Source organism: Kitasatospora sp. NPDC001225 (assembly GCF_053597855.1).
Window position 1 is genome coordinate 1 of sequence record NZ_JBSFJC010000125.1, and the last position, 23767, is coordinate 23767.

Genomic DNA, 23767 nt, shown 5'->3' on the forward strand with positions numbered 1-23767 from the left:
CGGGCCGATCCTCAAGGTCAACGTCAACAACCGCTACGCGACCGACGGCGTCGGGCGGGCGGTGTTCGCGGCCGCTTGCGAGAAGGCGGGCGTGCGGCGGGCGTGCGGCCGGTGGTGTCGGGCGCCGTGATGGCTGCCCGCCGGGCCGCGCGGACCGCCGCGGTCAGTGCGCTCCGCCGAGATCAGTGCACGCTGCTGTGATCAGCGCACGCCGACCCGGGAGGCGGGGACCCGCCCGCCCGAACCCCGGCCCGCCGTACGGGCGCCAGGACGGCCGGAAGCGGCCCCGGAACCCTGGGAAGAACGGTTCTGCTGAGCCGGTAGGCCGTTCTGCACGTCCATCACGGCGTGCGCGACCATCCCGCCCAGCGGGTCGTACCGGATCAGGTCGCGCAGCCGCGACCGCGAGGACCGGCCCTCGTTGCCCGGGTACAGGTGCTTGCCCAGGCCGACCGAGTGGGCCAGCGCCGCGAGCGCCGCCGTCCGCGGATCCGGCGGGACGCCGGTGCGGATCGCGGTGTCCAGCCGCTGCTTGATCGCGGCGTTGGTGCAGTCGTCGGACGCCTGGTACCGGGTCGTCGGCAGCACGCCGCACACCTGGCCCGGTACGGCCGTGACCATGCCGCAGCGCTCCAGGTGCGCCAGATACGTCTGCCGCAGCCCCAGCCGGGGCCCGCCGATCCAGTGCGCCGCGCGGACCGGACTGCCGCGTCGGCGCAGCAGTTCCAGTGCATGGTCGAGGGTCGGGTCGCCGGTCGGCCGTGCGAGCACGACGGCGATCCGGTCTCCCTCCGGTACGATCCGTCCGGCCAGGGACAGCTCGACGAGCTGGGCCCCGGCAAGTCCGAGGTCGAGGGTCTGCGGCTGCGCCGTGGTACCCGTGGTCGGGTCCAAAGCGAGCAGCAAGAGTTCCTCGGGAACAGTTCTGCGGCTCTTGCCCATCCAAGCCTCCCCGCGTGGATGAGAGACAGGGTGACGCCTCTCACACGGGCTTGTCGAGTACGCCTCCGAATCGTGACCTTGCGGTGAAGGCGCGGAACCGGCGGCGGCGGGCCCTGCGTCTGAGCGGTGAACAGACCGCGGCGCGGCCGGGCGACGACAATAAGCGCCGGTCGGGCGGGGTGTGCGCGGCCGGAACGGCCGCCGGTGGCGGAGACTGTACAGGTACACGGGGCGGGGCGTCGGCTTCCCGAAATCGGGTTCGCCGGTGCCCCGCCGGGCGTTGAGGAGGCTGGGATACGTGGGCGAGTCCCCCGACAGGGTGCTGAGGGACGGCGACGAGCGGCAGCGGGACCGCGAACCCGAACGGACCGGTGCGGCGGCCGGCGCCGCCGGGCCGGCCGGGGGCGGCTCCGGTGCGGCGGCCGACCGGGCGTCAGCCGCGGCTGAGACCGGGGCGACCGAGGAGACCTCCGCCGAGGCCACCTCCGACGCCTCCTCGGCCGCCGACTCCGGCACCGCCTCGGACAGCCCCGCGGAGACCTCCGCCGAGGCCGCCCCGGAGGCGTCCGACGACGCCCCGGCGACGGCGCCCAAGGGCGGCTCGACCGTGCAGCTCCGCGTCCGGGATGTGGACAGCCGGACGACGATGCTGCGGCTGCCGGTGGACAACCGGACCACCGCGCTGCGGCTGCCCGAGGAGCTGGTGAAGGCTGCCGGCAAGGGGAGTTCCGAAGGTGGGGGCGAGGAGAAGGAGTCCTCGTCGGACACCGCGGAGGTGACGGAGCCCGCCGGGCGTCCGGTCGCCGCCGACCCGCGTCTCGCCATGCGGACAGGTGCCGCGGTGGCGGGGAAGGCCGGGGAGAAGACGGCCGAGCCGTCGGGGGAGACCGGCTCCGAGGGTGGCTCCGAGCCTGCCGCCGCACCGGCGGAGAAGGCGGCGGAGAAGCTCGACGAGCCGGCCGACGAAGCGGCCGACAAGGCCGACGAGACCGACGAAGCCGCCACGGCGGAGCCGGTCGAGAAGGCTGCGAAGGCCGCGAAGGCGGAGAAGGCGGAGAAGAGCGAGAAGGCAGGGAAGGCCGAGGAGACTCCGGAGGAGACCGGCGACACCGGCGACGACGAGGCCGCTCCCGCCATCGGCTCCGTGACCCTCGCGCTGACCAAGCCCGCTCAGCCCGCTCAGCCCGGCCAGTCGGGTCAGTCGGGTCAGTCGGGCCAGCGGCCGGGTCAGGCCGAGAAGTTGGAGAAGCCCGCGCCGCTGCGCGCCTCCGCGGCCGCCGCCGTCCCCGGGACCGGCACCGTGCCGGAGCCGAAGCCCGAGCCCAGGCCCGAGCCCAAGCCGCTTCCCGAGCCCGAGCCGACCCCCGGTCCGGCGCCGCTGCCGAAGCCGACCCCCGAGCCCGCCCCCGTACCGGCGCCGAAGCCGCTGCCGGAGCCCGACCCGCGGCCGGTGCCGCCGGTCCCGCCGCTGCCCAAGCCCGAGCCGCTGCCCGCCCCGGAGCCGCTGCCGTCGCCGGAGAACACCGCCGAGGCGATGGAGGTCCTGGCCTCCCTCAACGCCCGCCCGGTCTCGCCGCTGCGGCGCGCCCTCAAGCGGGTGACCATCTGGACGGTCTTCCTCGCCGTGGTGCTCGGCGCGCTCGCGGTGGCCCAGCTGCTGCGTCCGCTGCCGGACCCCAAGCTGAAGATGACCGCCGCGGGCAGCTACAGCTTCTCCGGCGACGTGCTCGACCTCGCCTGGCCGGCCAAGGGCCAGTCCGCCGCCGAGGTGGTCGGCGTCGGCAGCCTCGGCAGCTCGGGCCAGGAGACGCCGTCCTCGATCGCCAGCGTCACCAAGGTGATGAACGCCTACCTGATCCTCCAGAAGTTCCCCCTGAAGAAGGGGGAGAGCGGTCCGAAGATCACCGTCGACAAGCAGGCCGCGCAGGAGTCCGGCAACGTCGACGAGTCCCGGGTGACCCTCACCGAGGGCCAGGTCATCACCGAGTACCAGGCGCTGGAACTGCTGATGCTGCCCTCGGCCAACAACGTGGCCCGGCTGCTCGCCCGCTTCCACTCCGGCTCCGAGGACGCGTTCGTCAAGCTGATGAACGACACCGCGACCAAGTTCGGCATGACCAACACCATCTACGCCGACCCGGCGGGTTTCAGCGCGGACACCAAGTCCACCGCCAAGGACCAGCTGAAGCTGGCCGAGCAGGTCATGCAGGACGAGATCTTCCGGCAGATCGTCTCCACCCCGGAGACCAACTTCAACAACGTGAAGATCTCCAACACCAACAACCTGATCAACCCGAAGACCGGCGTCATCGGCGTCAAGACCGGCTCCAGCACCCCGGCCGGCGGCTGCCTGATGTGGGCCGCCTACAAGGAGATCGGCGGCGTGCAGCGGCTGATCCTCGGCGTCACGCTGGGCCAGCAGGCCACCTCGCCCAACCCGGGCGACGGCATCCTGCCGACCGTGCTGAAGGTCAGCGGCAAGCAGATCCAGGCCGCGCAGAACGGCGTGACCGGCCAGACCGTGGTGAAGAAGGGCGACGTCGTCGGCTCGGTGGACGACGGGATCGGCGGCAAGGTCGCGGTCGTCGCGACCAAGGACCTGGTGGTGGCGGGCTTCCCCGGCATCTCCGGCACGGTCACCCTGGACACCTCGAAGATCGGCCACCGCGCGCTGGCCGGCACGGAGGTCGGCACGCTGCGGGTGGGCGCGGGCGAGGACAAGGCGGAGGTCCCGGTGGCCCTCCAGGCCGACCTGAACCCGCCGTCCATCCAGTCCCGGCTGCTGCGCACGCTGTGAGGCGCTGAGCGGCTGAGGCGCTGAGGCGCCGAACGCGGGACGGAAGAAGGGGAGCCGGTCCACACCGGCTCCCCTTCTTCCGTCCCTTCCGCCCCCTACACGTCCCGGTCGAGCAGTGCGAGCGTGAGGCCGCCGAGCGGCGTCACCCGGTCCGGGTCGCCGTACTGGGTGCGGAGCACCTGCGCCTGGTCGGTCGGCATCGCGCCCAGCGGGTCCTCGGTGTCGCCGAGGACCAGCAGCCATATCCGGGACACCCCGCCCAGGCAGTCCGCCGGCTGCGGGCAGGGCGTCGGGGAGAGGTCCTCGGCGTCGTCGGCGCTCTGCGCGACGAAGACCGGGAAGGGGACGACGTCCCGGGGCAGGTAGTAGCTGACGCCCGGCCAGGCCATCGCCCAGGACTGGCCGCCCAGCGGGGCCGCCATCCCGTCCCCGGTGCGGTAGCCGGCCGCTATCTCCCGGGCCGCCGCCTTGAACGGCTCCTCCGAGCCGTTGTGCGAGTCCGCGTACCGGATCTCGGGCTGCTTCGGCAGCGCGACCACGGCCGGCGCCGCGAGCAGCCCGACCGTCAGCAGCCCGGCCACCGCGACGGCCCCCCGGGGTGCCCGGCCGCGCCGTCGGGCCAGGGCCGCCACCGCGCCGTACACCGCCCCGGCGCCGCCGCCGGCCAGCACCGCCCAGGCGGGCACCGTGAACAGCAGGTACCGCCCGAGGAAGTACGAGGTGTCGGTCAGCCGGGACACCAGCCAGACGCCCACCACCGGCAGCTCCGCGAGCAGGAGCGCCTGCCAGGCCTGGATCCGCCGGCCGGGCAGTGCCAGTGCCAGCAGCGCCAGCGGGACGAAGGCGTAGAAGACGAGGTCCGAGCCGAAGAGGCGCTCGCCGAAGTAGGCGAGGCCGCGCAGGGAGGGGGTCGGTATCCAGCCCAGCTGCCGGTCCGACTGCCGGCTGCCCAGGAGCACCACCGGCAGCACCGGCAGCGCCGCCACGGCGACCGCCAGCGGGTACTGCCACAGCAGCCGCCGGTCCGCCGCCGGACGGGTGCGCCACAGGTGCAGCGCCAGGAGCCCCAGCTGCCCGGCGACGGTGCTGAAGGAGACGAGGTGCCCGGCGCCGGCCAGCGCCATGGCCGCGCAGTACGGCGCCCAGCGCCGCCAGGTCGGCCGCTCCAGGGCCCGCAGCAGGAAGTACGAGGCCGCCGCGATCGCGCAGGTCACCAGCGCGTAGGAGCGCGCCTCCTGGGCGTACCGGGAGATCTCCGGGGGCACCGCGAGCAGCAGCCCGGCGCCGACCGCCGCCACCTTGCTGCCGAACAGCCGCCGGGCGGTGAGCGCCACCAGCGCCGCCGCCCCGGCCATCGCCAGCACGGAGGGTATTCGCAGGGAGAGCGTCGAGTCGCCGAACACCGCCGTCCAGCCGTGCATCAGCAGGTAGTACGCGCCGTTGCTGGCGTCCACGTGCTGGAGCAGTCGCAGCAGGTCGCCCAGCGAGCGGGTGGAGACCGTCCAGGTCGCCATCTCGTCCCGCCACAGGTCCGGCGTTCCCAGCCGGTACCCGCCCACCGCCAGCATGACCAGCGCGGGCCACACCCACACCTGCCCCAACAGCCGGCCCACCGGGCGCACAGCAGGTCTCATCGAGTCCTTCGTCTCCTTCACGCGACGCGCCGGGGCGGATCCCGCCCTGCCCGGCAGGCTACTTGACCCGCCCTGACACGCCGTCGGCCACCCGCACCCCCTCCGCCGCCGTGCGGCGCCTCCCGCGGATCCCGCCCGGTCCGCGCCGCCGCGGCCCGATCCGACAAGATCCACAGGACGCACCCCGAGCCCCAGCCCCGATCCGGTACGCTGTGAACGGCCCGGCAGCATGCGGGCCCCGCCTCAGTAGCTCAGGGGATAGAGCACGGCTCTCCTAAAGCCGGTGTCGCAGGTTCGAATCCTGCCTGGGGCACAACGAACACGCAGGTCGCAGGCCCTCCGCCCATGTCGGGTGGGGGGCCTGTGCCGCTTTCCGGGCCGGCCGGGCCGGTCGGTTCCGCCGGTTCGCCGCACGGTCCGGTGCGGTCGTCCCGTCCGTTCTCCGTGCCGTTCACCGGCCGATGCCGGGAGGTGGTCGGATATTCCGCCGGGTCCGAACCTTTGTTCAGGTAGGCTCCGGTCCAGGCTTTTTTGAACTCGTTCAAGCACTGGGGGGCCGGTGTACCGTCACCGTTTCATGATCTCCACCGCCGTCGTCGCGGCAGTCGTGGGCTTCGTGCCCGCCGTGGCGCAGGCGGCGAGTCCGTCCGCCGCTCCCGGCGGGGCCGCGACCGCCACCGCTCCGGCCGCCGGGGTCGGGGCCGGGGCCGCGAAGGAGGCGGCCGCGCAGCAGGAGGCCGCCGTCGAGGCCGCCGCCGAGCGGTCCGCGAAGGACGCCGCCGCCAAGGCCGAGGTCAAGGCCGAGGCCGAGACCGCGCCGAAGGCCGCGGCCGCCGAGCCGTACTTCAAGGTGTTCACGGGTGCGTCCACCTCCAACGCGCACGGCATGGGCATGGCCGCCGGAGTCTCCACCGACCTGAAGTACATCGTCGTCAACTACACGGTCGACTGGGGCGACGGCACCCCCGCGACCTCGGCGCACGGCCTGGGCACGGAGGACGTGTTCCTCAAGCACAAGTACGCCAAGGCCGGCGCCCACCGGATCACGGTCACGGCGACCGAGCCGGGCAGCAAGCTGACCGACACCACCACCTTCGAAGTGGTGCTGGACGGCTCCGAGTTCACCCCGTACGCGCCGACCCGGCTGCTGGACACCCGGGACGGCACCGGGGCCCCGGCCGCCGGCGCGGTCGCCGCGTTCGGCACCACCAAGGTGAAGGTCGCCGGCAACGGCGGCATCCCGGCCGGGGTGACGGCCGTCGCGCTGAACATCACCGCGACCAACGCGGTGGCGGACGGGCACGTGATCGCCTACGCCTCCGGCGCGAAGCAGCCGACCACCTCGAACGTGAACTTCACGGCGGGGAGGACGGTGCCGACGCTGGCGATCGTGCCGGTCGGCGCGGACGGGTACGTCGAGCTGGCCAACCGCAGCGGCGGCACGGTGGACCTGATCGCCGACGTGACGGGCTACTTCGCCAAGACCGCGGCCAACGGGTACACCTCGATGAACCCGGCGCGGATCGCCGACACCCGCGAGGGCAAGGGCACCGCGCAGGGGCAGGCCGCCGGCCAGAGCACCTTCGCGGTGCAGGTCGCGGGTCAGGGCGGGCTGCCGGCCCAGGGAGTGGCGGCCGTGGCGCTCAACGTCACGGTGACGAACCCGCAGGGCTCCGGCCACCTCACCGTTTCCCCGAGCGGTGGACAGCCGTCGGCCACGTCGAACCTGAACTTCGAGCCGGGGCAGACGGTCGCCAACGCGGTGATCGTGCCGGTCGGTCCGGACGGCAAGATCACCGTCCGCAACGGCTCCTGGTCCGGAACCGACGTGATCGTGGACGTCACCGGCTACTACAGCGCCGACGGCAAGGCCGCCTACATGCCGGAGGAGCCCACGCGGGCGCACGACGACCGGACCTGGGGCTTGGGGCTCGCCGGCCAGGACTACTACCGGCACTACGTGCCGCAGCTCTTCGGCTCGTTCGACTCCGTCGTCATGAACGTGACGGTGACCAACACCCAGGGCGGCGGGCACCTCTCGGTCGCGCCGGACCCGAACACGTCCGACGCCTACGGGACCGGCAAGGCCGTCCGGCCGACGCCGCCGGACTCCTCGGTCCTGAACTGGGAGAAGGGCGCCACCGTGTCGAACCTCGTGCAGGCGAGCCTCAAGAACACCGACACGATCGACGTCTGGAACCGGAGCTGGTCGCCGACCAACCTGATCATCGACGTGTTCGGCCGGTACGAGACCAGCTGACGCGGCGTCATGCGCGGTGCGCCGGCCGTCCGCTCCCCGGGAGCGGGCGACCGGCTTCCCGTTCGGCTCGAACTGCTGGTCAGGTAGGCTCCGGTCCAGGCTTTTTGAACTCGTTCAAGCACTGGGGGGCCGGTGTACCGTCACCGCTTCATCATCTCCACCGCCGTCGTCGCGGCAGTCGTGGGCTTCGTGCCCGCCGCGGCGCAGGCGGCGGGCCCGTCCGCCACTCCGAGCGGGGCCTCGACCGCCGCCGCTCCGACCGCCGGGGCCACCGCGGAGCAGGCCGGACAGGCCGCCGCGGAGCAGGACCTCGCGGCCAAGGGGGTCGGGGCCGCACAGCAGAAGACCGCGGCCGCCGCGCCGTCCTCGGCACCGTCGGCCGCGCCGAAGTTCACCGTGGGAGTGGGCTCCTACAGCACCGACTCGCTCAGCGTGGGGGTCGCCACCGGCGTCACCACCGACCTGCCTAACGGCTCCATCGGCTACCAGCTCGACTGGGGCGACGGCACCCCGGTCGAAACGGACGCGGCCAACGCCAGTGCGTACGGGCACTTCAAGCACACGTTCAGGAAGGCCGGCACCCACACGATCACGGTCACGGCGACCGACCAGACCAGCAAGCTGACCGCCACCACCACCGCGGAGGTGGTGCTGAACGGCTCCGAGTTCACCCCGTACGCGCCGACCCGGCTGCTGGACACCCGGGACGGCACCGGGGCGCCGTACGTCGGGGCCGTCGGCCCGAACGCCGCGACCAGGGTGAAGGTGGCCGGCCGCGGCGGCATCCCGGCGGGGGTGACGGCGGTGGCGCTGAACATCACCGCGACCAACGCCGTGGCGGACGGGCACGTGATCGCGTTCGCCTCCGGCACGTCGCAGCCGACCACCTCGAACGTGAACTTCGCGGCGGGGAGGACGGTGCCGACGCTGGCGATCGTGCCGGTCGGCGCGGACGGGTACGTCGAGCTGGCCAACCGCAGCGGTGGCACGGTGGACCTGATCGCCGACGTGACGGGCTACTTCACCAAGGCGGCGGCGAACGGGTACACCTCGGTGAAGCCGGCGCGGATCGCCGACACCCGCGAGGGCCGGGGCACGGTGAAGGGACAGGTCGCCGGCCAGAGCACCTTCGACCTGCAGGTCGCGGGCCAGGGCGGGCTGCCGGCCCAGGGGGTGGCGGCCGTGGCGCTCAACGTCACGGTGACGAACCCGCAGGGCTCGGGCCACCTGACGGTCTCGCCGGGTGGCGGGCAGCCGTCGGCCACGTCGAACCTGAACTTCGAGCCGGGGCAGACGGTGGCCAACGCGGTGATCGTGCCGGTCGGCGCGGACGGCAAGGTCACCGTCCGCAACGGCTCCTGGTCCGGAACCGACGTGATCGTGGACGTCACCGGCTACTACAGCGCCGACGGCAAGTCCGCCTACCGGCCGGTGGAGCCCCGGCGCGTGTGGGACAGCCGGTCGCTGTCCCTGCCGCTCAAGGGGCAGGACTACTACCAGCAGTACGCCGGGGGGATCGTCGGGCGGTCGGCCGAGGCCCTCGTCCTGAACACGACGGTGACCAACACCCAGGGCAGCGGACACCTCTCGGTCGCGCCGGACCCGAACGCGGCCGACGCCTACGGGAACGGCAAGGCCGTCCGGCCGACGCCGCCGGACTCCTCGGTCCTGAATTGGGAGAAGGGCGCCACCGTGTCGAACCTGGTCCAGGCGGACGTCAGCGGTGCCGACACCGTCGACGTCTGGAACCGGGGCTGGGAGTCGACCGACCTGATCATCGACGTGTTCGGTGTGTACGACAAGATCTGACGCCCGAGTGGCACCGCGCACCGGCCGTCCGTCCCTCCGGGGGCGGGCGGCCGTCGGCGTTCCATGGGCCCTCGGCGTTCCCCGGACCGTCGGCGTTCCATGGGCCCTCGGTGTTCCATGGGCCCTCGGCGTTCCCGGGGCTGACGGTGTCAGGGGCGGCGTACCTCTCCGGGAGGAGGAGGGGGCGGGGGGCCGTCCGCCCACGGATTGATCATGAAGCAGACCTCGTGCCGATGGCCCGCGGCCGCTCCGCTCCTAGGCTCGTCGAGACCCCTGCCGGAGCACCGTACCGGCCAGGGTGGACGAGCCGGGGAACCATGACGACGTACCGATACACCGTGGCCGAACTGCGCGGCCAGCTGCGCCAACTGCTCCTGAGCGGCGCCGCGATCGCGCTCGGGGTGGCCTTCCTGATCGCCTCCGTCAGCGGCAGCGGGGCACTGGTGGACTCCTTCAGCCAGACCGCGGCCGCCGAGGTCGGGCCCGGTGACATCCAGGTGACCGGGAAGGCCGCGGCCGGCGGTCTGGACGCGGCGGCGACGGAGCGGGTGCGGCAGACCGCCGGGGTGGCCGCGGTGGCGCCGCGGCTGACCGGCAAGGGCGGCGTGCTGGCCGCCGACGGGCGGCCGCTCGACCGCACCGCCGCGGTCAGCGCCGTCGCCGAGGACCCGGCGCTGCGCTGGCAGCTGCTCAAGGACGGCCGCTGGCCCGCCGGACCCGGCGAGGTGCTGCTCGACACCGGGACGGCGCACCGGCTGGACGCCGCCGTGGGCGCCGAGGTGCACCTGGCCCGGGCCGACGGCACCACAGCCACCGCCCGGCTGGTGGGCACCCTGGACGAGCGGGGCGCCCCGAGCCTCGCCGGGGTCCCGATCATCGGCGTCCCGGCGGACGCGGTCGCCGGCTACGCGGCCGGCGCCGTCACCGACCGGCTCGACGTCCGGGTCGCCCCCGGCGCCTCCCGGGCAGGGACCGTCGAAGCCCTGCGCGCCGCCCTCGGCGCCGACGTCCAGGTGCACACCCACGAGGCCTCGGTCAACGAGGCGACCCGGCAGAGCAGCACCCTGTACGGCATGGTGCTGATCGCCTCGCTCTCCTTCGTCCTGATCGCCCTCGCGGTGGCGCGGATGGTGGTCGGCAACACCTTCACCGTGGTGCTCGCCCAGCGGACCCGCCAGCTCGCCCTGCTGCGCTGCGTGGGCGCCGACCGGCAGCAGCTGCGCCGGCTGATCCGCCGCCAGGGGCTGCTGCTCGGGGTGGGCGCCTCGGCGACGGGCGTGCTGCTGGGCGTCGCCCTCGGCGCGGCCGGCACCGCCGTGGTCGGCGGGCTCGACCTCGGACCGGTGCACCTGTCGCTGCTGCCCTCCCCGCTGACCTGTCTGCTGGCCGGGCTGTTCGGCGTGCTGCTGACCCTGCTGGCCGTCCGCGGCCCGGCGAAGGCCGCCGCGGCCGTGCCGCCGATCGCCGCGCTCGGCGGCACCCCCGCGCCGGCCGACGGGGCCGCCCGGGTGCGGGCCGCGGCGTGGACCACCGGACTGCTGGTCGCGGGCACCGCGCTGCTGGTGGCCGGGGCGGTGGCCCCGCCGCCGCTGTCGCTGCTCGCCGTCACCGTCGGCGCCATCGCCAACTTCTTCGGGGTGCTGCGGCTCTCCCACCGGGTGCTGCCCGCCGTCGTCGCCGTGCTCGGCCGGCCCGCCCGGAGGCTCGGCGGTACGGCCGGGCGGCTCGCCACCCAGCAGCTGCGGCTCAACCCGGGCCGCACCGGGGCCACCGGCTCGGCGCTGCTGCTCGGCGTCACCGTGATGGTCGGCGCGGTCACCGCGCTGGACATCACCTCCCAGTCGCTGGTGCCCGTGGTGTCCGCGCGCCAGCCGGGGGTCTTCTCGGCGGCCGCCACCGGCGGCGGCGCCCTGCCCGCCGGGGCGCTCGGCGCGCTCGGCGCCGAGCACGGACTGACCGTGACCCCGGTCCGGTCCGCCACCGTCGACCTCGACGGCCGGCCCACCGTGGTCGCCGCCGTCGACGCCACCCGGCTCAACTCCTCGACGGACGACGTGGACCGGGCCCGCGCGCTCACCGAGGGCGCCGCGCTGAGCGGGCTCGGCGACACCGGGGTGCGCCGGGTCGGCGGCGTCGAGCTGCGGCTCCAACCCGGCCGCAGCAGCCTGCCGTTCACCCTGCAGAGCGGCGCCACCCTGCTGGTGGCGCCCGCGACCCTGGACCGCCTCGCCCCCGGCGCGCCCGTCACCACGGCCTGGATCAGCCCGGCCGCCGGCGAGGACCGGCCGACCGCCCGCCGCGCCCTGGACCACGCCCTCGCCGACCACCCGCAGGTGACCGTCGCCGACACGGCCGCCCAGGCGGACACCCTGCGCTCCCTGCTGGACCGGCTGAAGACCATCAGCATGGCCCTGCTGTCCTTCTCCGTCGCCATCGCCGGCCTCGGCGTCGCGGCCACCCTGATGCTCAGCATCAGCGAGCGCTCCCGCGAGATCGGCATGCTGCGCGCGATCGGGATGTCCCGCGAACAGCTCCGCCGGATGCTCACCCTGGAGGCGTTGCTGCTCTCGCTGGCCGGCGCCCTGGTCGGGACGGGCCTGGGGGCCGCCTACGGCTGGGCGGCCGCCCGTTCGATCACCTCGACGGTGGGGACGGTCGGCACCCCGCCGGTCCTGCCGGTGCTGGCCGCCCTGGGCCTGACCGTCCTGGTCGGCCTGGCCGCCGCGGTGCTCCCGGCCCGCCGGGTCGGGCGGATGAGCGCGGTGGCGGCGATGCGGGCCTCCTGACCGGGCCGGCAACCGGGTGCCCGGCTCCCGGCTGTCGGGCGGCCGGCCCGGCGGGGTGCTCAGGCCAGGGTGAAGCGGGTCCGGGGCGCGGGCGGCCGGCCCGTGGTGAGGGCGAGGTCGGCGAGGAGGGTCTCGGTCTCGCGGGTGGTGCGCAGGACGTCCGGGTCGAGGTCGACGACGACGAGTTCGCGCCGGTCCTCGCCCGCCTCGGCGATCAGCCGGCCGTCCGGGCCCCAGACCGCGCTGCCGCCGCAGGTGTGCCACTCGCCGGTGCGGCCGATGTGGTTGGCGAGCACCGTGTAGAGGGTGTTGTCGAGCGCGCGGGCCGGGAACCAGGTGCGGGACTCGTGGTGGCCGTGGCCCATGCTGAACAGCGCGCCGACCAGGTAGGCGTGGCAGCCGTCGAGCGCTGCGGCGCGGGCGTGCTCGGGGAAGCCGGAGTCGTAGCAGACGCCGAGGCCGAGCCGCCAGCCGTCCAGTTCCACGGTGCAGCCGGCCGTTCCGTGGCGGTAGTGCTCGCGTTCGCTCTTGAACAGATGCTGCTTGTCGTAGCGGGTGACGAAGCCGCCGTCCGGGCCGAGGACGAGGGCGGAGACGCGCAGGTCGGCGCCGTCCCGTACGGCGGCGCCGACAATCGCGGCGGTGCCGGTCTCGCGGCAGGCCTCGGCGATCGGCGCGAGCCGCGGATCGCCGGGCTGGACCGCGTACCTGACGGGGTCGGCGCTGATCAGCTCGGGCTCGTAGCCGGAGAGGAACTTCTCCGCGAACAGCACCAGCCGGGCGCCGGCCCGGGCGGCCTCGCGGATCAGTCCGGCGGCCTGGGCGGCGTTGGCCGGTATGTCACCGGCCACGGCCTGGGCCTGGACGGTGGCGATCCGCAGCGGGCGCCCGGGGTAACCGGCCGGTGCGGTGGGGGCGTTGGGAGCCGTGGGAGCGGTGGGGGCAGGGGTGTCGGACATGGCCGCCAACCTAGCGCGACGGCTCTCGGCCGGGGTCGGAGTACCGGGGCGGCGAGGGCGGGTCAGCGGGGTGACGGCGCCTCAGCGCACGGCCTCGTCCGGCCGGTCGACGGGGTCGGACGGGTCCACCGGTTCGCCCGGGGCCCCTTCCCGCGCGCCGTGCGGTCCGTCCTCGTCCAGCGGGGCGGCGGTGCCCGAGGGGTGCCCGGCCGACACGAGGACCCGCTGCACTCGGGGCCTGGTACGCCAGTTGACCCGCCGTACGTCCTGGGCCAGCGCGCCGGGGCGCCACACCTGGATCACGGCGGTCACGGTGCCCAGCACGATCCCGGCGGCCAGCCAGCCGGCCAGCACGTCGCTGGGCCAGTGCACGCCGAGCGCGACCCGGGTCCAGCCGATGGTCAGCACCGTCGCCGCGGCCACCAGGCAGGCGGCGGTCCGGCCGCGCCGACGGACCCGGTACCAGAGGAGGCCGACCAGGACGGCGCAGGTGATCGCCGAGGCCATGGCGTGCCCGGAGGGGAAGGACGGCCCGCCGGCGTGCGAGACCGGATCGGTGAAGGAGGGGCGGGCGCGGTCGAAGGACAGCTTCAGCGCCCACAGGACGCCCCAGCCGACGAGGGCCTGGGCGGCCACCCAGCCGGCCAGCACCCGGGCGCCGATCAACCAGAGCCACCCGGCGGCGATTCCGAGAAGCGTACGCATCGTGACGGTGCCGCCGATGTCGGAGAGCGTCTGCACCGAGGCGGTCCAGATCCGGTGCTCCCGGGCGTAGGTGTGCAGTTCGCCGATCCACTCCTGGTCGAAGCGGGCGAGCGGGCGCCATTGGCCGGTGACCAGGGCCGCCAGCAGGCCGAACAGCGCGGCACAGCCCAGCGCGAGCGCGGCGTCCCGAAGGAGACTGCGATTACGCGCAGTGAGGATGGTCGTGCTGTTGGTCAGGTGCATGGCTGACACCTTCCCAGTGTCCCGTGCCGAGCAAGGGCCGGAGTGATAGCGATTCGGCATCGTTTGTGCGGAGGACCTGCGTGCGCCGGGGTGTGGGCTGGGACGGACGGCGGGGCGCGCGGGGAACGTCGGCGGCCGTTCGCGGGTTCAACGGGTGGGCGGTGGCCGCGTGAGGGTCGAGTGAAGAAAACACTCCCGGAGCGGTCACCCGATGACACGGGAAGTGCCCGACCGGTCACCCAGTGTCCAGAACCGGGGTGAAAACCGGCAGGATACTGCATCGCCGGGAAGAATCTGAGTGACTTGGGAATGTTGTCCGGAATCTGTTCGTTGGATCGTTACGTGTGAGGCCCCGAGGGGCCCGCATTTCTTGCCCTCACGAGGCAGGCAGGCAGACCTCGGCAACACCAGCAAAGGGAGCAAGCATGGCCACCCGTGCCGTCGTTCGCGACAGGGCCGACCGGAGTCGCGCGGCCCGCCCGACCAACCTCGAGGCCGACCGCGACCTGGTCGGCATGTACCTCGACGAGATCGCCAGGACACCCCTGCTCGATGCCGCCGAGGAGGTCGAGCTCTCGCTGCGGATCGAGGCCGGCGTGTACGCCCAGCACATGCTGGACGAGGGCGAACTCCCCGACGGCGTCACGCGCGAGGAGCTGGAGGCGATAGCCGCCGACGCCGAGCGCGCCAAGGACGTCTTCATCCGCTCCAACCTCCGGCTCGTGGTCGCCGTCGCCCGCCGCTACCCGCGCAGCGGCCTGCCGCTGCTGGACCTCATCCAGGAGGGCAACGCGGGCCTGGTGCGTGCCGTCGAGAAGTTCGACTACGCCAAGGGCTTCAAGTTCTCCACGTACGCGACGTGGTGGATCCGGCAGGCGATCACCCGGTCCATCGCCGACCAGTCCCGCACCATCCGGCTGCCCGTGCACCTGGTGGAGGAGCTCGGGCGGATCCGGCGGGTGCAGCGGGAGAAGTCCAAGGAGCTGGGCCGCGAGGCGGAGCCGGCCGAGATCGCGGCCGAGCTGGACACCACCGAGGCCCGGATCAAGGACGTGCTGGACTGGGCGCGCGACCCGGTCAGCCTCAACATGTCGGTCGACGACGAGGGCGAGACCCAGTTCGGCGACCTCGTCGAGGACACCGGGGCCACGTCCCCCGAGGACGCCGTGATGGTCATGCTCCGCAGGGAGGAACTGGACGGCCTGATCGGGCGGTTGGACGACCGCACCGCCTCGATCATCCGCTCCCGCTACGGGATGGAGGACGGCCGCGAGCGCACCCTCACCGAGGTGGGCAAGCAGCACGGCCTCACCCGCGAGCGGATCCGCCAGATCGAGAAGCACGCGCTGGCCGAGCTGAAGAAGATCGCGGACCACGCGGGCTTCGAAGCCGCCTGAGAGGCCGCCGGGAAAGCAGCCTGAGGAAGCCGCTTGAAAGGCCGCCGGGGAAGCAGCCTGAGGAAGCCGCCTGAGAGGCCGCCGGGGAAGCCTCCCGGCAGGCTGCCTGGACCCGCCCTCATCGGGCCCTGGTGCGGAGCGCCCCGCACCGGGGCCCGAGGCGTGCCATGGGGCTCTTAGGCTGGAGGGAAGGGACGAGCGGACGGAGTGGACGGCGTGAGCGAGCAGGGGCAGGAAAAGGACCGGGAGCAGGGCGGGGAACAGGAGCAGGAGCTCCGGAAGGCCGCGGCCGTGAAGGCCCGGCTGGTCTTCCGGGACCCGTTGGACCAGCAGTCCGGGGACGACACCGACGCCGGCTGGGGCGGCCGCCCCGGGGCGGGGGAGAGCGGTGGACGGGGGCTGGACTGGTACCTGAGCCAGCGCCCGCCGCACCACGGGGACTGAGGAACGGGGACGGGGGAACGGGGACCGGGGCCGAACGGCGCCCGCCGGTCAGCGCAGCGGCGCGACCAGTGCGTCGCGGATCTCGGTCAGCAGTTGGACCTCCTTGGCCTCGGCCTCCGCCGCTTCCTCGGCGAGGCTCTTGCGGTGGGCCGCCAGCCTGTTCATGGGCACGATCAGGGCGAAGTAGACGACCGCCGCGGTGATCAGGAACTGGAGCACGGCGCTGAGCACCGATCCCCACAGGATGAGGATCCCGGACGTGACCTCACCGGTCGGGCTCACCTCGCAGGGCCCCTTGAGGCAGGAACTGTAGGACGCGAGGTCCTTGGTCCCGAAGACGCCGACGATCGGATTGATCACGCCTTTGACGAAGGCGTTGACGATGTTGGTGAAAGCCGCGCCGATGACCACGGCGACGGCGAGTTCGACGACATTTCCACGCAGCAGGAATTCCTTGAAGCCTTTCATGCCGCCTCGAACGACGAAGTCGCCTCCCGGTTACGGGTGATCTTCCGCAGCCCCGGACTGACAACCCGTCCGGCCCAGTGCGCCTCCCTGGGGCGGTGGCAGCCCGGCCCGCGCGGGCCCCAGTGCCAGCGCCGACGCCACCGCGAGCAGCACCAGGACGGGCACTGCGGCCCGCCGCCGCACCGCACTGCGCCAGCGGTGCCACCCGCCGCACCCGCGCCGGATCGGCGGGAAGCTCGGCAGCTCCTGCCGGGGCGGCACGGCGGGTGCGGGCAGTGGCAGCGGCAGGGGGAGGGAGAAGCTCGCGGTCGTCATCGACGCACCTCCGGGGTGTCGGCGGGCCGGCCCCTCGCGGACCGACCGGATGCCCACACGATGGGCGTTTCCGGCGAACTCGGAAAGCCCTTTCCCCAGGCCTGTGGACAACTCGCCCCTGTGGACAACTTCGTTCACTCGCCGGAGTGAGGTCGACCCCTCCGGGGTGACAGGGCGCCCGGGCGGGCATGCGAAAAGGCCCGCCGCCCCGCGTGGAAGCGGGGTCGACGGGCCTTTCCCGGGTCTACGGGCCGTCCGGGCCGATGGTGCCCGGCGCCGGGATCAGCTCGCGGCCGGAGCCGGGCTGGACGAGGTCGAGGAGCCGGAGCCCGACGACGTCGACGAGGAGGACGTGGACGCGGTGGACGACGTCGAGGGGGTCGACGACGACCCGGCGCCCACCGAGCTGCTGGAGGACGAACGGCTGTCGGTCCGGTAGAAGCCGGAGCCCTTGAACACGACGCCCACGGCCGAGAAGACCTTGCGGAGCCGTCCCTGGCAGTCGGGGCACGTGGTCAGCGCCTCGTCGGTGAACTTCTGCACCGCCTCCAGGCCGTTGCCGCACTCGGTGCACTGGTACTGGTACGTGGGCACTTGTCTTCCTCCTGGCACTCTCGCCTGATGAGTGCTAACGATGGTCAATGATGCGGCATTCCGCGGGATCAGTCCAGCGACCCCGGTGTGAGATCGGCCCCGGAACACCCGTCGGCCGCCGTCGGCCCGGTTCCCGGACAGCACCCGCGCAGCCTCCGGCCGCCGTCGGCTCAGCACCGGCGGCCGGAGGCCCGGCCCCCGGCCGCCGCCCCGCTCAGCCCTCGGCGACACCCGCCAGCTGCATCGGACGCCCGCCCTCCGCGGTCCCCGCAGCGGCGGTCTCCTCGCCCCGCGGCGCCACCAGCAGGTGCCGCAGCGAGGCCAGCACGACCAGTCCGAGCCCGGCCCCGACCACCGGCACCAGGAACCCGGTGGAGGGCCCGTGCCCGTCGATCAGCCGGCCGGCCGCCATCGAGCCGACCGCCAGTCCCAGCCCGATGGCGCCGGTCAGCCAGGTGAAGGCCTCGGTCTTGGCCCCGTCCGCGACCAGCGTCTCGACCAGGGTGTAGCCGCTGATCAGGGTCGGCGCGATGGCCAGTCCGCAGACCAGCCCGGCGACGGTCAGCGCGACCAGGTTGGGCATCGCCCACAGCACCGAGCAGCCCAGCACCAGCAGCGCGTAGCTGAACAGCATCCGCTGCTGCACCGGCCGCCGCCAGGCGATCACGCCGTACAGCACGCCGGCCAGCATGGAGCCGCCGGCGAAGATCCCGTACACGGTGCCGCCGGCGTCGTGCTGCCCGACCGAGTCGGCGAAGGCGTTCACCGAGACCTGCATGCCGCCGAACACCGCGCCGACCCCGAGGAAGGTCCCGGCCAGCAGCCGGACGCCGGGGGAGGCGAGCGCCGAGGCGCGCCTGGTGCCGGGCTGCGGCACAATCCGGGCCGGGGCGGTGCCCCGCTGGGCGGCGAAGGCCAGGCCGCCGACGAGGGTCAGCGCGGCCTCGGCGACCAGGGCGGTGGCCGGGTTGGCGAGGGCGGCGATGCCGGAGGCCAGGATCGGGCCGATCACGAAGGTGAACTCGTCCGTCACGGACTCGAAGGCGAAGGCGGTGCTCACCCGGGCCGCGGAGGCGTCGGAGGCGCCGTCGGCGGTGAACCTGGCGACCCAGCGGGCCCGGACCATCGCGCCGACCTGCGGCACGCTCGCACCGGCCGGCACGGCGGCCAGGAACAGGCTCCAGGCGGGCGCGTGGCCGAGCGCGAGGGCGATCAGCACGCCGACCGAGACGGCGTGCACCAGCACGGTCGGGACGAGCACCGAGGCCTGGCCGTAGCGGTCGGCGAGCCGCCCGGTCTGCGGCCCGATCAGGGCCTGGGCGACGGCGGCGACCGCGGTGACCGTACCGGCGGTGCCGTACGAGCCGTGGGTCTGCGTGACGAGCAGCAGGATGCCCATGCTGAGCATCGCGTACGGCAGTCGCGCGACGAGGGCGGGGGACAGGAACGTCCAGGCCCCGGGCGTGCGCAGCAGCTCGCCGTACCCGACGCGGGCGGGGGCGGGAGCTGCGGGGGTGGCCGCGGGGTGCGCGGCGGTGTCGACCGTTCGGCGCGCCGTCACGGTCGGTCCTTCCTGCTGCCTGGTAGCGCGGCAGGGCATGGTGTGGCCCCGACGGCGCCGAGAGTCGTCCTCTCGCGCGTCGACCGGGGTAGATACCGGGTCGGTCCGGCGTGGTGGCCGGGGGCCGGACCGCGGCCGCCGAGCGGTCGCGCCAACTCTGCGTCAGGCAGATGCTGGGGTGGTCTAGCGGTGGTTATACGGCGTGGTCGAACCAGCATACAGTTACGCGCGTAGACACCGCCAGCCCACCCCGGCCCGCAGGCCCGTCAGGGCCCCCGGACCAAGGCGGACCGAGGAGAGCCGGGGCGGGCCCGGCGTCCGTCACCGCCCGTTCAGCCACCCCGCGAGCTTGCCGCCCTTGTCCACGGCCCGCAGCCGCCGCTCGGCGGCCTCGCCGACCTCGTCCGTGGTGACCACCAGCAGTTCGTCGCCGGCCCGCAGCACCGTCGCCTTGTCCGGCACGAAGGAGTTCCCCTCGCGCACGACCAGGGTGACCGCGGCCCCCTTGGGCAGCCGCAGTTCGCTGATCTCCACGCCGGACATCTTCGAGGTGGGGGAGAGCGCGACCGACAGCAGGTGTCCGTGCAGCTTCTCCAGCGGGGCGGACTCGATGCCCAGGTCCTGGCCCATGTCGCCCTCGTCGATCCGCAGCCGCTTGGCCACCCAGGGCAGGGTCGGCCCCTGGAGCAGGGTGAAGACGACGACCAGGATGAAGACGATGTTGAAGACGTCCTCGGCCCGGTGCGCGCCGGACACCACCGGGATGGTGGCCAGGACGATGGGCACCGCCCCGCGCAGCCCGGCCCAGCTCAGCAGCGCCTGCTCGCGGGCCGGCACCTTGAAGGGGGTCAGCGAGACCATCACCGACAGCGGCCGGGCGAGGAACACCAGCACCCCGCCGATCACCAGCGCGGGCACCACCGCGTCGCCCATGGTCTCGGGCGTGACGAGCAGCCCGAGCAGCACGAACATGCCGATCTGCCCGATCCACGCGAGCCCGTCGGCGAAGCCGCGGACGGCCGGGCCGTGCGGCAGCTTGGAGTTCCCGAGGATCACCGCGCTGATGTAGACGGCGAGGAAGCCGGAGCCGTGCAGCAGCGCGCCGCCGGCGTACGCGAGCACGGTGAGCGCCATCACGGCGATCGGGTAGAGGCCCGAGGAGGGCAGTGCGACGTGCTTGAGCCCGTAGGCCCCTATCTTTCCGACGGCCAGGCCTATGACGGCGCCGATGGCCAGCTCGGCGACGATCGTGCCGATCAGGACGTACCAGGAGTCCAGTTCCCCGGTGGTGGCGAAGGCGACGACCAGGATGACCACGGGCGCGTCGTTGAAGCCGGACTCGGCCTCCAGCAGGCCGGTGAGCCGGTGCGGCAGCGGGACCATCCGCAGTACGGAGAAGACGGCGGCCGCGTCGGTCGAGGAGACGATGGCGCCGAGCAGCAGCGAGGTGCGCCAGTCCAGGCCGACCAGCCAGTGGGCGCCGGCCGCGGTGGCGAACACGCTGACGCCGACGCCGAGGGTGGCGAGCACGGTCGCGGCGGGCATCACGGGCTTGATCTCGCGCCAGCTGGTCTTGAGGCCGCCCTCGGCCAGGATCACCACGAGCGCCGCGTAGCCGAGCACCTGGGTGAGTTCAGCGTTGTTGAACGTGACACCGATCCCGTTCTGGCCCAGCGCCACGCCGATCCCCAGGTAGATCAGCAGGCTGGGCAGCCCTGATCGGGTGGAGAGTCGTACGGCGCCCACCGCGAACAGCAGGATCACGGAGGACTCGAGCAGGAGCTGGTTCAGATGGGAGATGTTCACGCAGGGGCACCTCGGGCAGGCAGGGGCGGACGGGGTGTCTGGTGGTGCTGTGGGGTGACCCGTTAAGAAGTCGTCAATGCTCCCCTTGCGGATCGTTACGCAGTCTAACATTTTGCCATATCTTTAGCTTGGTCCCCCGTTCACGGTGCCCGGCCGACTCGGCCTAATGTGGTGCCCTGTCACGGCCGCAGGCCCTGGACACGCCCGCCCGCCCCGAAGTCAGGACCGCAAGGACCCAGATGCCCCGCTCGAAGAAGTTCCGGCGCGCCCGTCTGATCGTGATCGTGCTGGTCGTGCTGTTGGTGGCCGGTGCCGGCTACGGCGGCTACCGCGGGGTCTCCGCGGTCCGCGCCTCCTTCCCGGAGGTCGACGGCAGCGTGAAGGTCGCGGGCCTGAGCGCGCCCGTCGACGTCAAGCGGGACGCGAACGGCATCCCGCAGCTGTACGCCGACACCGACGAGGACCTGTTCCGCGCCCAGGGCTACGTCCAGGCGCAGGACCGCTTCTGGGAGATGGACGTCCGCCGGCACATCACCGCCGGCCGGCTCTCCGAGATGTTCGGCGACAGCCAGGTCGACACCGACACCTTCATCCGCACCATGGGCTGGCGGCAGGTGGCGCAGAAGGAGTTCGACACCAAGCTCTCGCCGGAGACCAAGAAGTACCTCCAGGCCTACTCGGACGGCGTGAACGCCTGGCTCTCCGAGCACCCCGGCGGCGCCAAGGCCTCGCTGGAGTACGGCCTGCTCGGCGTCGTCAACGGCGGCTACCGGCCCGAGCAGTGGTCCCCGGTCGACTCGGTGGCCTGGCTCAAGGCGATGGCCTGGAACCTCTCCGGGAACCTCCAGGAGGAGATCGACCGCTCGCTGCTGGCCCAGGACTTCGGCCCGGACAAGATCGCCGAGCTGTACCCGGACTACCCGTACGCCCGCAACGGCACCATCGTGAAGACCGGCGCCGTGACCGGCGACAACTACCGCCCCGCGGACGGCTCCCCGCAGTCCGGCACGCCCGCCGGAACGGCCGCCACCGCCCAGGGCGCGGCCACCACCAAGGCGATGCTGCAGAGCCTGACGGACCGGGTCGACGCGATGCCGCAGCTGCTCGGCCGCCCCGGCCAGGGCATCGGTTCCAACTCCTGGGTGGTCGCGGGCTCGCACACCACCACCGGCAAGCCGTTGCTGGCCAACGACCCGCACCTGGGCCCCGGCCTGCCCTCGGTCTGGTACCAGATGGGCCTGCACTGCCGGACCAGCTCCCCGGCCTGCCAGTTCGACGTCTCCGGCTTCACCTTCGCGGGCATGCCCGGCGTGGTCATCGGCCACAACAAGGACATCGCCTGGGGCTTCACCAACCTCGGCGCCGACGTCACCGACCTCTTCCTGGAGAAGGTCACCGGCCCGGAGACCTACCAGGTGGACGGCAAGGACGTGAAGTTCGACCTCCGCAAGGAGACCATCAAGGTCGCCGGCGGGGACGACCGCACCATCACCGTCCGCACCACCCAGACCGGCGCCCCGCTCATCTCCGACCAGAGCACCGAGCAGCAGAACGTCGGCAAGTACGCCCCCAACGGCCCCTCCGCCCCCGACCGCGGCACCAGCGGCTACGGCGTCGCCCTGCAGTGGACGGCGCTCAGCCCCGGCAAGACCATGGACGCCGTCTTCGAGCTGGACAAGGCGAAGAACTGGGACGAGTTCCGCGCCGCCGCCAAGGACTTCACCGTCCCCGCGCAGAACCTGATCTACGCCGACGCCAAGAACATCGGCTACCAGGCTCCGGGCACCATCCCGGTCCGCGGCAAGGGCGACGGCACCCTCCCGGCGCTGGGCTGGGACTCCGCGTACCAGTGGAAGGACCCGATCCCCTTCAACGCGCTGCCGTGGAGCCTCAACCCCTCGGCGGGCTACATCGTCACCGCCAACCAGGCCGTGGTGGACCCGAGCTACAAGTACAACCTCACCAAGGACTGGGAGTACGGCACCCGCGCCAAGGAGATCACCGACCAGATCGAGGGCCTGCTCAAGAACAACGGCAAGATCTCGCCGGACGACATGCAGACCCTCCAGCTGGACAACACCAGCGTGATGGCCAAGACGCTGGTCCCGCTGCTGCTCAAGCAGCCGGTCAGCGACCCGTACGTGCGCGAGGCCCAGGACCTGCTGAAGGACTGGAACTTCCACCAGGACGCCGACTCGGCCGCCGCCGCCTACTACAACGGCGTCTGGCGCCAGCTGCTGATCCTCGCCTTCGGCCAGAAGTTCCCGGCCGACCTGCGGGCCAAGGACAACTGCCTGCTGGTCCGCCAGCAGGACGACCCCACCAAGCCGGACAGCGCCACCAAGATCGTCACCGAGTGCGGCACCCGGGAACCGGGCAAGGCCCAGCCGGACGGCGGCGACCGCTGGACCGAGGTCGTGCGCCAGCAGCTGGAGAAGCCCGACAGCTCGTGGTGGACGTACATCGACGACCAGCACAAGGAGCAGAAGGGCCTGGACAACCTGCTCCAGGAGGCGATGAAGAACGCCCGCCAGGAGCTGACCTCGCTGCTCAGCAAGGACGTCTCCACCTGGAGCTGGGGCCGCCTGCACAAGCTGGAGCTGCGCGAGCAGACCCTCGGCACCGACGACTCCTCGATCGCCTCCGGCGCGGTGCACAAGCTGCTCAACCGCGGCCCGTACCGGCTCTCCGGCGGCTCGGCGGCGGTCGACGCGGCCGGCTGGAACGCGGCGGCCGGCTACCAGGTGGACTGGATCCCGTCGATGCGCATGGTGGTCGACCTGAACGACCTCGACTCCTCGCGCTGGGTCAACGTCGGCGGCGCCTCCGGCCACGCCTTCCACGACAACTACAACGACCAGACCGACCTCTGGCTCAAGGGCAAGCTGCTGACCTGGGCCTACACGCCGGACGCGGTCGAGAAGGCCACCAAGCACAAGCTGGTGCTCACCACCGGCTGACGCCCGTACGGCCCGGACACCGGCGGCCCCGCACCACCACGCGCCGCACCACCGCCACCACCCCGAAGACCGCAGCTCCGAAGGCCG

General features: G+C 73.1%; 16 protein-coding genes and 1 tRNA gene. 8 read left to right on the forward strand and 9 right to left on the reverse strand.

Translation table 11 applies throughout. From position 1 onward, the window contains the following. Positions 1 to 201: 201 nt before the first annotated feature. The gene (locus ACWDCZ_RS31290) at positions 202 to 942 is read right to left on the reverse strand and encodes a GOLPH3/VPS74 family protein (protein WP_049656970.1); all 741 of its coding nucleotides are present in this window, start codon (positions 940 to 942) and stop codon (positions 202 to 204) included. A gap of 298 nt (positions 943 to 1240) precedes the next feature. On the opposite strand from ACWDCZ_RS31290, the gene ACWDCZ_RS31295 reads away from it, so the two are divergent. Further along, the gene (locus tag ACWDCZ_RS31295) at positions 1241 to 3739 is read left to right on the forward strand and encodes a hypothetical protein (protein ID WP_449817595.1); all 2499 of its coding nucleotides are present in this window, start codon (positions 1241 to 1243) and stop codon (positions 3737 to 3739) included. A gap of 95 nt (positions 3740 to 3834) precedes the next feature. Here ACWDCZ_RS31295 and ACWDCZ_RS31300 read toward each other — a convergent pair whose 3' ends face one another. Continuing rightward, complete coding sequence (locus ACWDCZ_RS31300) at positions 3835 to 5373, reverse strand: glycosyltransferase family 39 protein (RefSeq protein WP_449817596.1); 1539 nt, start codon at positions 5371 to 5373, stop codon at positions 3835 to 3837. Positions 5374 to 5613: 240 nt separating this feature from the next. Between ACWDCZ_RS31300 and ACWDCZ_RS31305 the strand changes: the two genes are divergently transcribed. The 4 genes from ACWDCZ_RS31305 to ACWDCZ_RS31320 all read left to right on the forward strand — a co-directional run bounded on the left by ACWDCZ_RS31305 (position 5614) and on the right by ACWDCZ_RS31320 (position 12228). Further along, positions 5614 to 5686 (forward strand) — tRNA-Arg (locus ACWDCZ_RS31305). Positions 5687 to 5950: 264 nt separating this feature from the next. Continuing rightward, positions 5951 to 7633, forward strand: coding sequence for a PKD domain-containing protein (locus ACWDCZ_RS31310; RefSeq protein WP_449813313.1), 1683 nt, complete (start codon positions 5951 to 5953; stop codon positions 7631 to 7633). A 132-nt stretch (positions 7634 to 7765) separates the two neighbouring features. After that, entirely contained in the window at positions 7766 to 9442 is a 1677-nt protein-coding gene (locus ACWDCZ_RS31315; protein WP_449817597.1) for a PKD domain-containing protein, read from the forward strand. 317 nt (positions 9443 to 9759) lie between these two features. Then, positions 9760 to 12228, forward strand: coding sequence for an FtsX-like permease family protein (locus ACWDCZ_RS31320; protein ID WP_449817598.1), 2469 nt, complete (start codon positions 9760 to 9762; stop codon positions 12226 to 12228). 59 nt (positions 12229 to 12287) lie between these two features. Here ACWDCZ_RS31320 and ACWDCZ_RS31325 read toward each other — a convergent pair whose 3' ends face one another. Together ACWDCZ_RS31325 and ACWDCZ_RS31330 are read right to left on the reverse strand one after the other, a co-directional pair. After that, positions 12288 to 13187, reverse strand: coding sequence for a carbon-nitrogen hydrolase family protein (locus tag ACWDCZ_RS31325; protein ID WP_449817599.1), 900 nt, complete (start codon positions 13185 to 13187; stop codon positions 12288 to 12290). 81 nt (positions 13188 to 13268) lie between these two features. Further along, positions 13269 to 14135 carry a phosphatase PAP2 family protein gene (locus ACWDCZ_RS31330; RefSeq protein WP_449817600.1) on the reverse strand — a complete coding sequence of 289 codons (867 nt, stop codon included), beginning with the start codon at positions 14133 to 14135 and terminating at the stop codon, positions 13269 to 13271. 425 nt (positions 14136 to 14560) lie between these two features. On the opposite strand from ACWDCZ_RS31330, the gene ACWDCZ_RS31335 reads away from it, so the two are divergent. Both ACWDCZ_RS31335 and ACWDCZ_RS31340 read left to right on the forward strand, forming a co-directional pair. Further along, a complete protein-coding gene (locus tag ACWDCZ_RS31335) occupies positions 14561 to 15532 on the forward strand; it encodes a sigma-70 family RNA polymerase sigma factor (protein WP_049654530.1) in 972 nt (323 codons plus the stop codon). Between the two features lie 216 nt (positions 15533 to 15748). Beyond that, on the forward strand, positions 15749 to 15976 hold the full coding sequence (locus tag ACWDCZ_RS31340) for a hypothetical protein (protein WP_049654534.1): 228 nt from the start codon (positions 15749 to 15751) through the stop codon (positions 15974 to 15976). 48 nt (positions 15977 to 16024) lie between these two features. On the opposite strand, the gene mscL is transcribed toward ACWDCZ_RS31340, so the two are convergent. The 5 genes from mscL to ACWDCZ_RS31365 all read right to left on the reverse strand — a co-directional run bounded on the left by mscL (position 16025) and on the right by ACWDCZ_RS31365 (position 20720). Next, on the reverse strand, positions 16025 to 16444 hold the full coding sequence (gene mscL, locus ACWDCZ_RS31345; protein ID WP_049654529.1) for a large conductance mechanosensitive channel protein MscL: 420 nt from the start codon (positions 16442 to 16444) through the stop codon (positions 16025 to 16027). Between the two features lie 30 nt (positions 16445 to 16474). Then, positions 16475 to 16759: a hypothetical protein gene (locus ACWDCZ_RS31350; protein ID WP_147409151.1), complete on the reverse strand. Its 285-nt coding sequence runs from the start codon at positions 16757 to 16759 to the stop codon at positions 16475 to 16477. Positions 16760 to 17041: 282 nt separating this feature from the next. Then, on the reverse strand, positions 17042 to 17353 hold the full coding sequence (locus ACWDCZ_RS31355) for an FmdB family zinc ribbon protein (RefSeq protein WP_049654525.1): 312 nt from the start codon (positions 17351 to 17353) through the stop codon (positions 17042 to 17044). A 214-nt stretch (positions 17354 to 17567) separates the two neighbouring features. Beyond that, positions 17568 to 18914: an MFS transporter gene (locus ACWDCZ_RS31360; protein WP_380718803.1), complete on the reverse strand. Its 1347-nt coding sequence runs from the start codon at positions 18912 to 18914 to the stop codon at positions 17568 to 17570. A 321-nt stretch (positions 18915 to 19235) separates the two neighbouring features. Continuing rightward, positions 19236 to 20720, reverse strand: coding sequence for a potassium/proton antiporter (locus tag ACWDCZ_RS31365; protein ID WP_049654523.1), 1485 nt, complete (start codon positions 20718 to 20720; stop codon positions 19236 to 19238). Between the two features lie 239 nt (positions 20721 to 20959). Here ACWDCZ_RS31365 and ACWDCZ_RS31370 point away from each other — a divergent pair, with 239 nt between their 5' ends. After that, a complete protein-coding gene (locus ACWDCZ_RS31370) occupies positions 20960 to 23680 on the forward strand; it encodes a penicillin acylase family protein (RefSeq protein ID WP_416875241.1) in 2721 nt (906 codons plus the stop codon). The last annotated feature ends 87 nt before the right edge of the window (positions 23681 to 23767 follow it).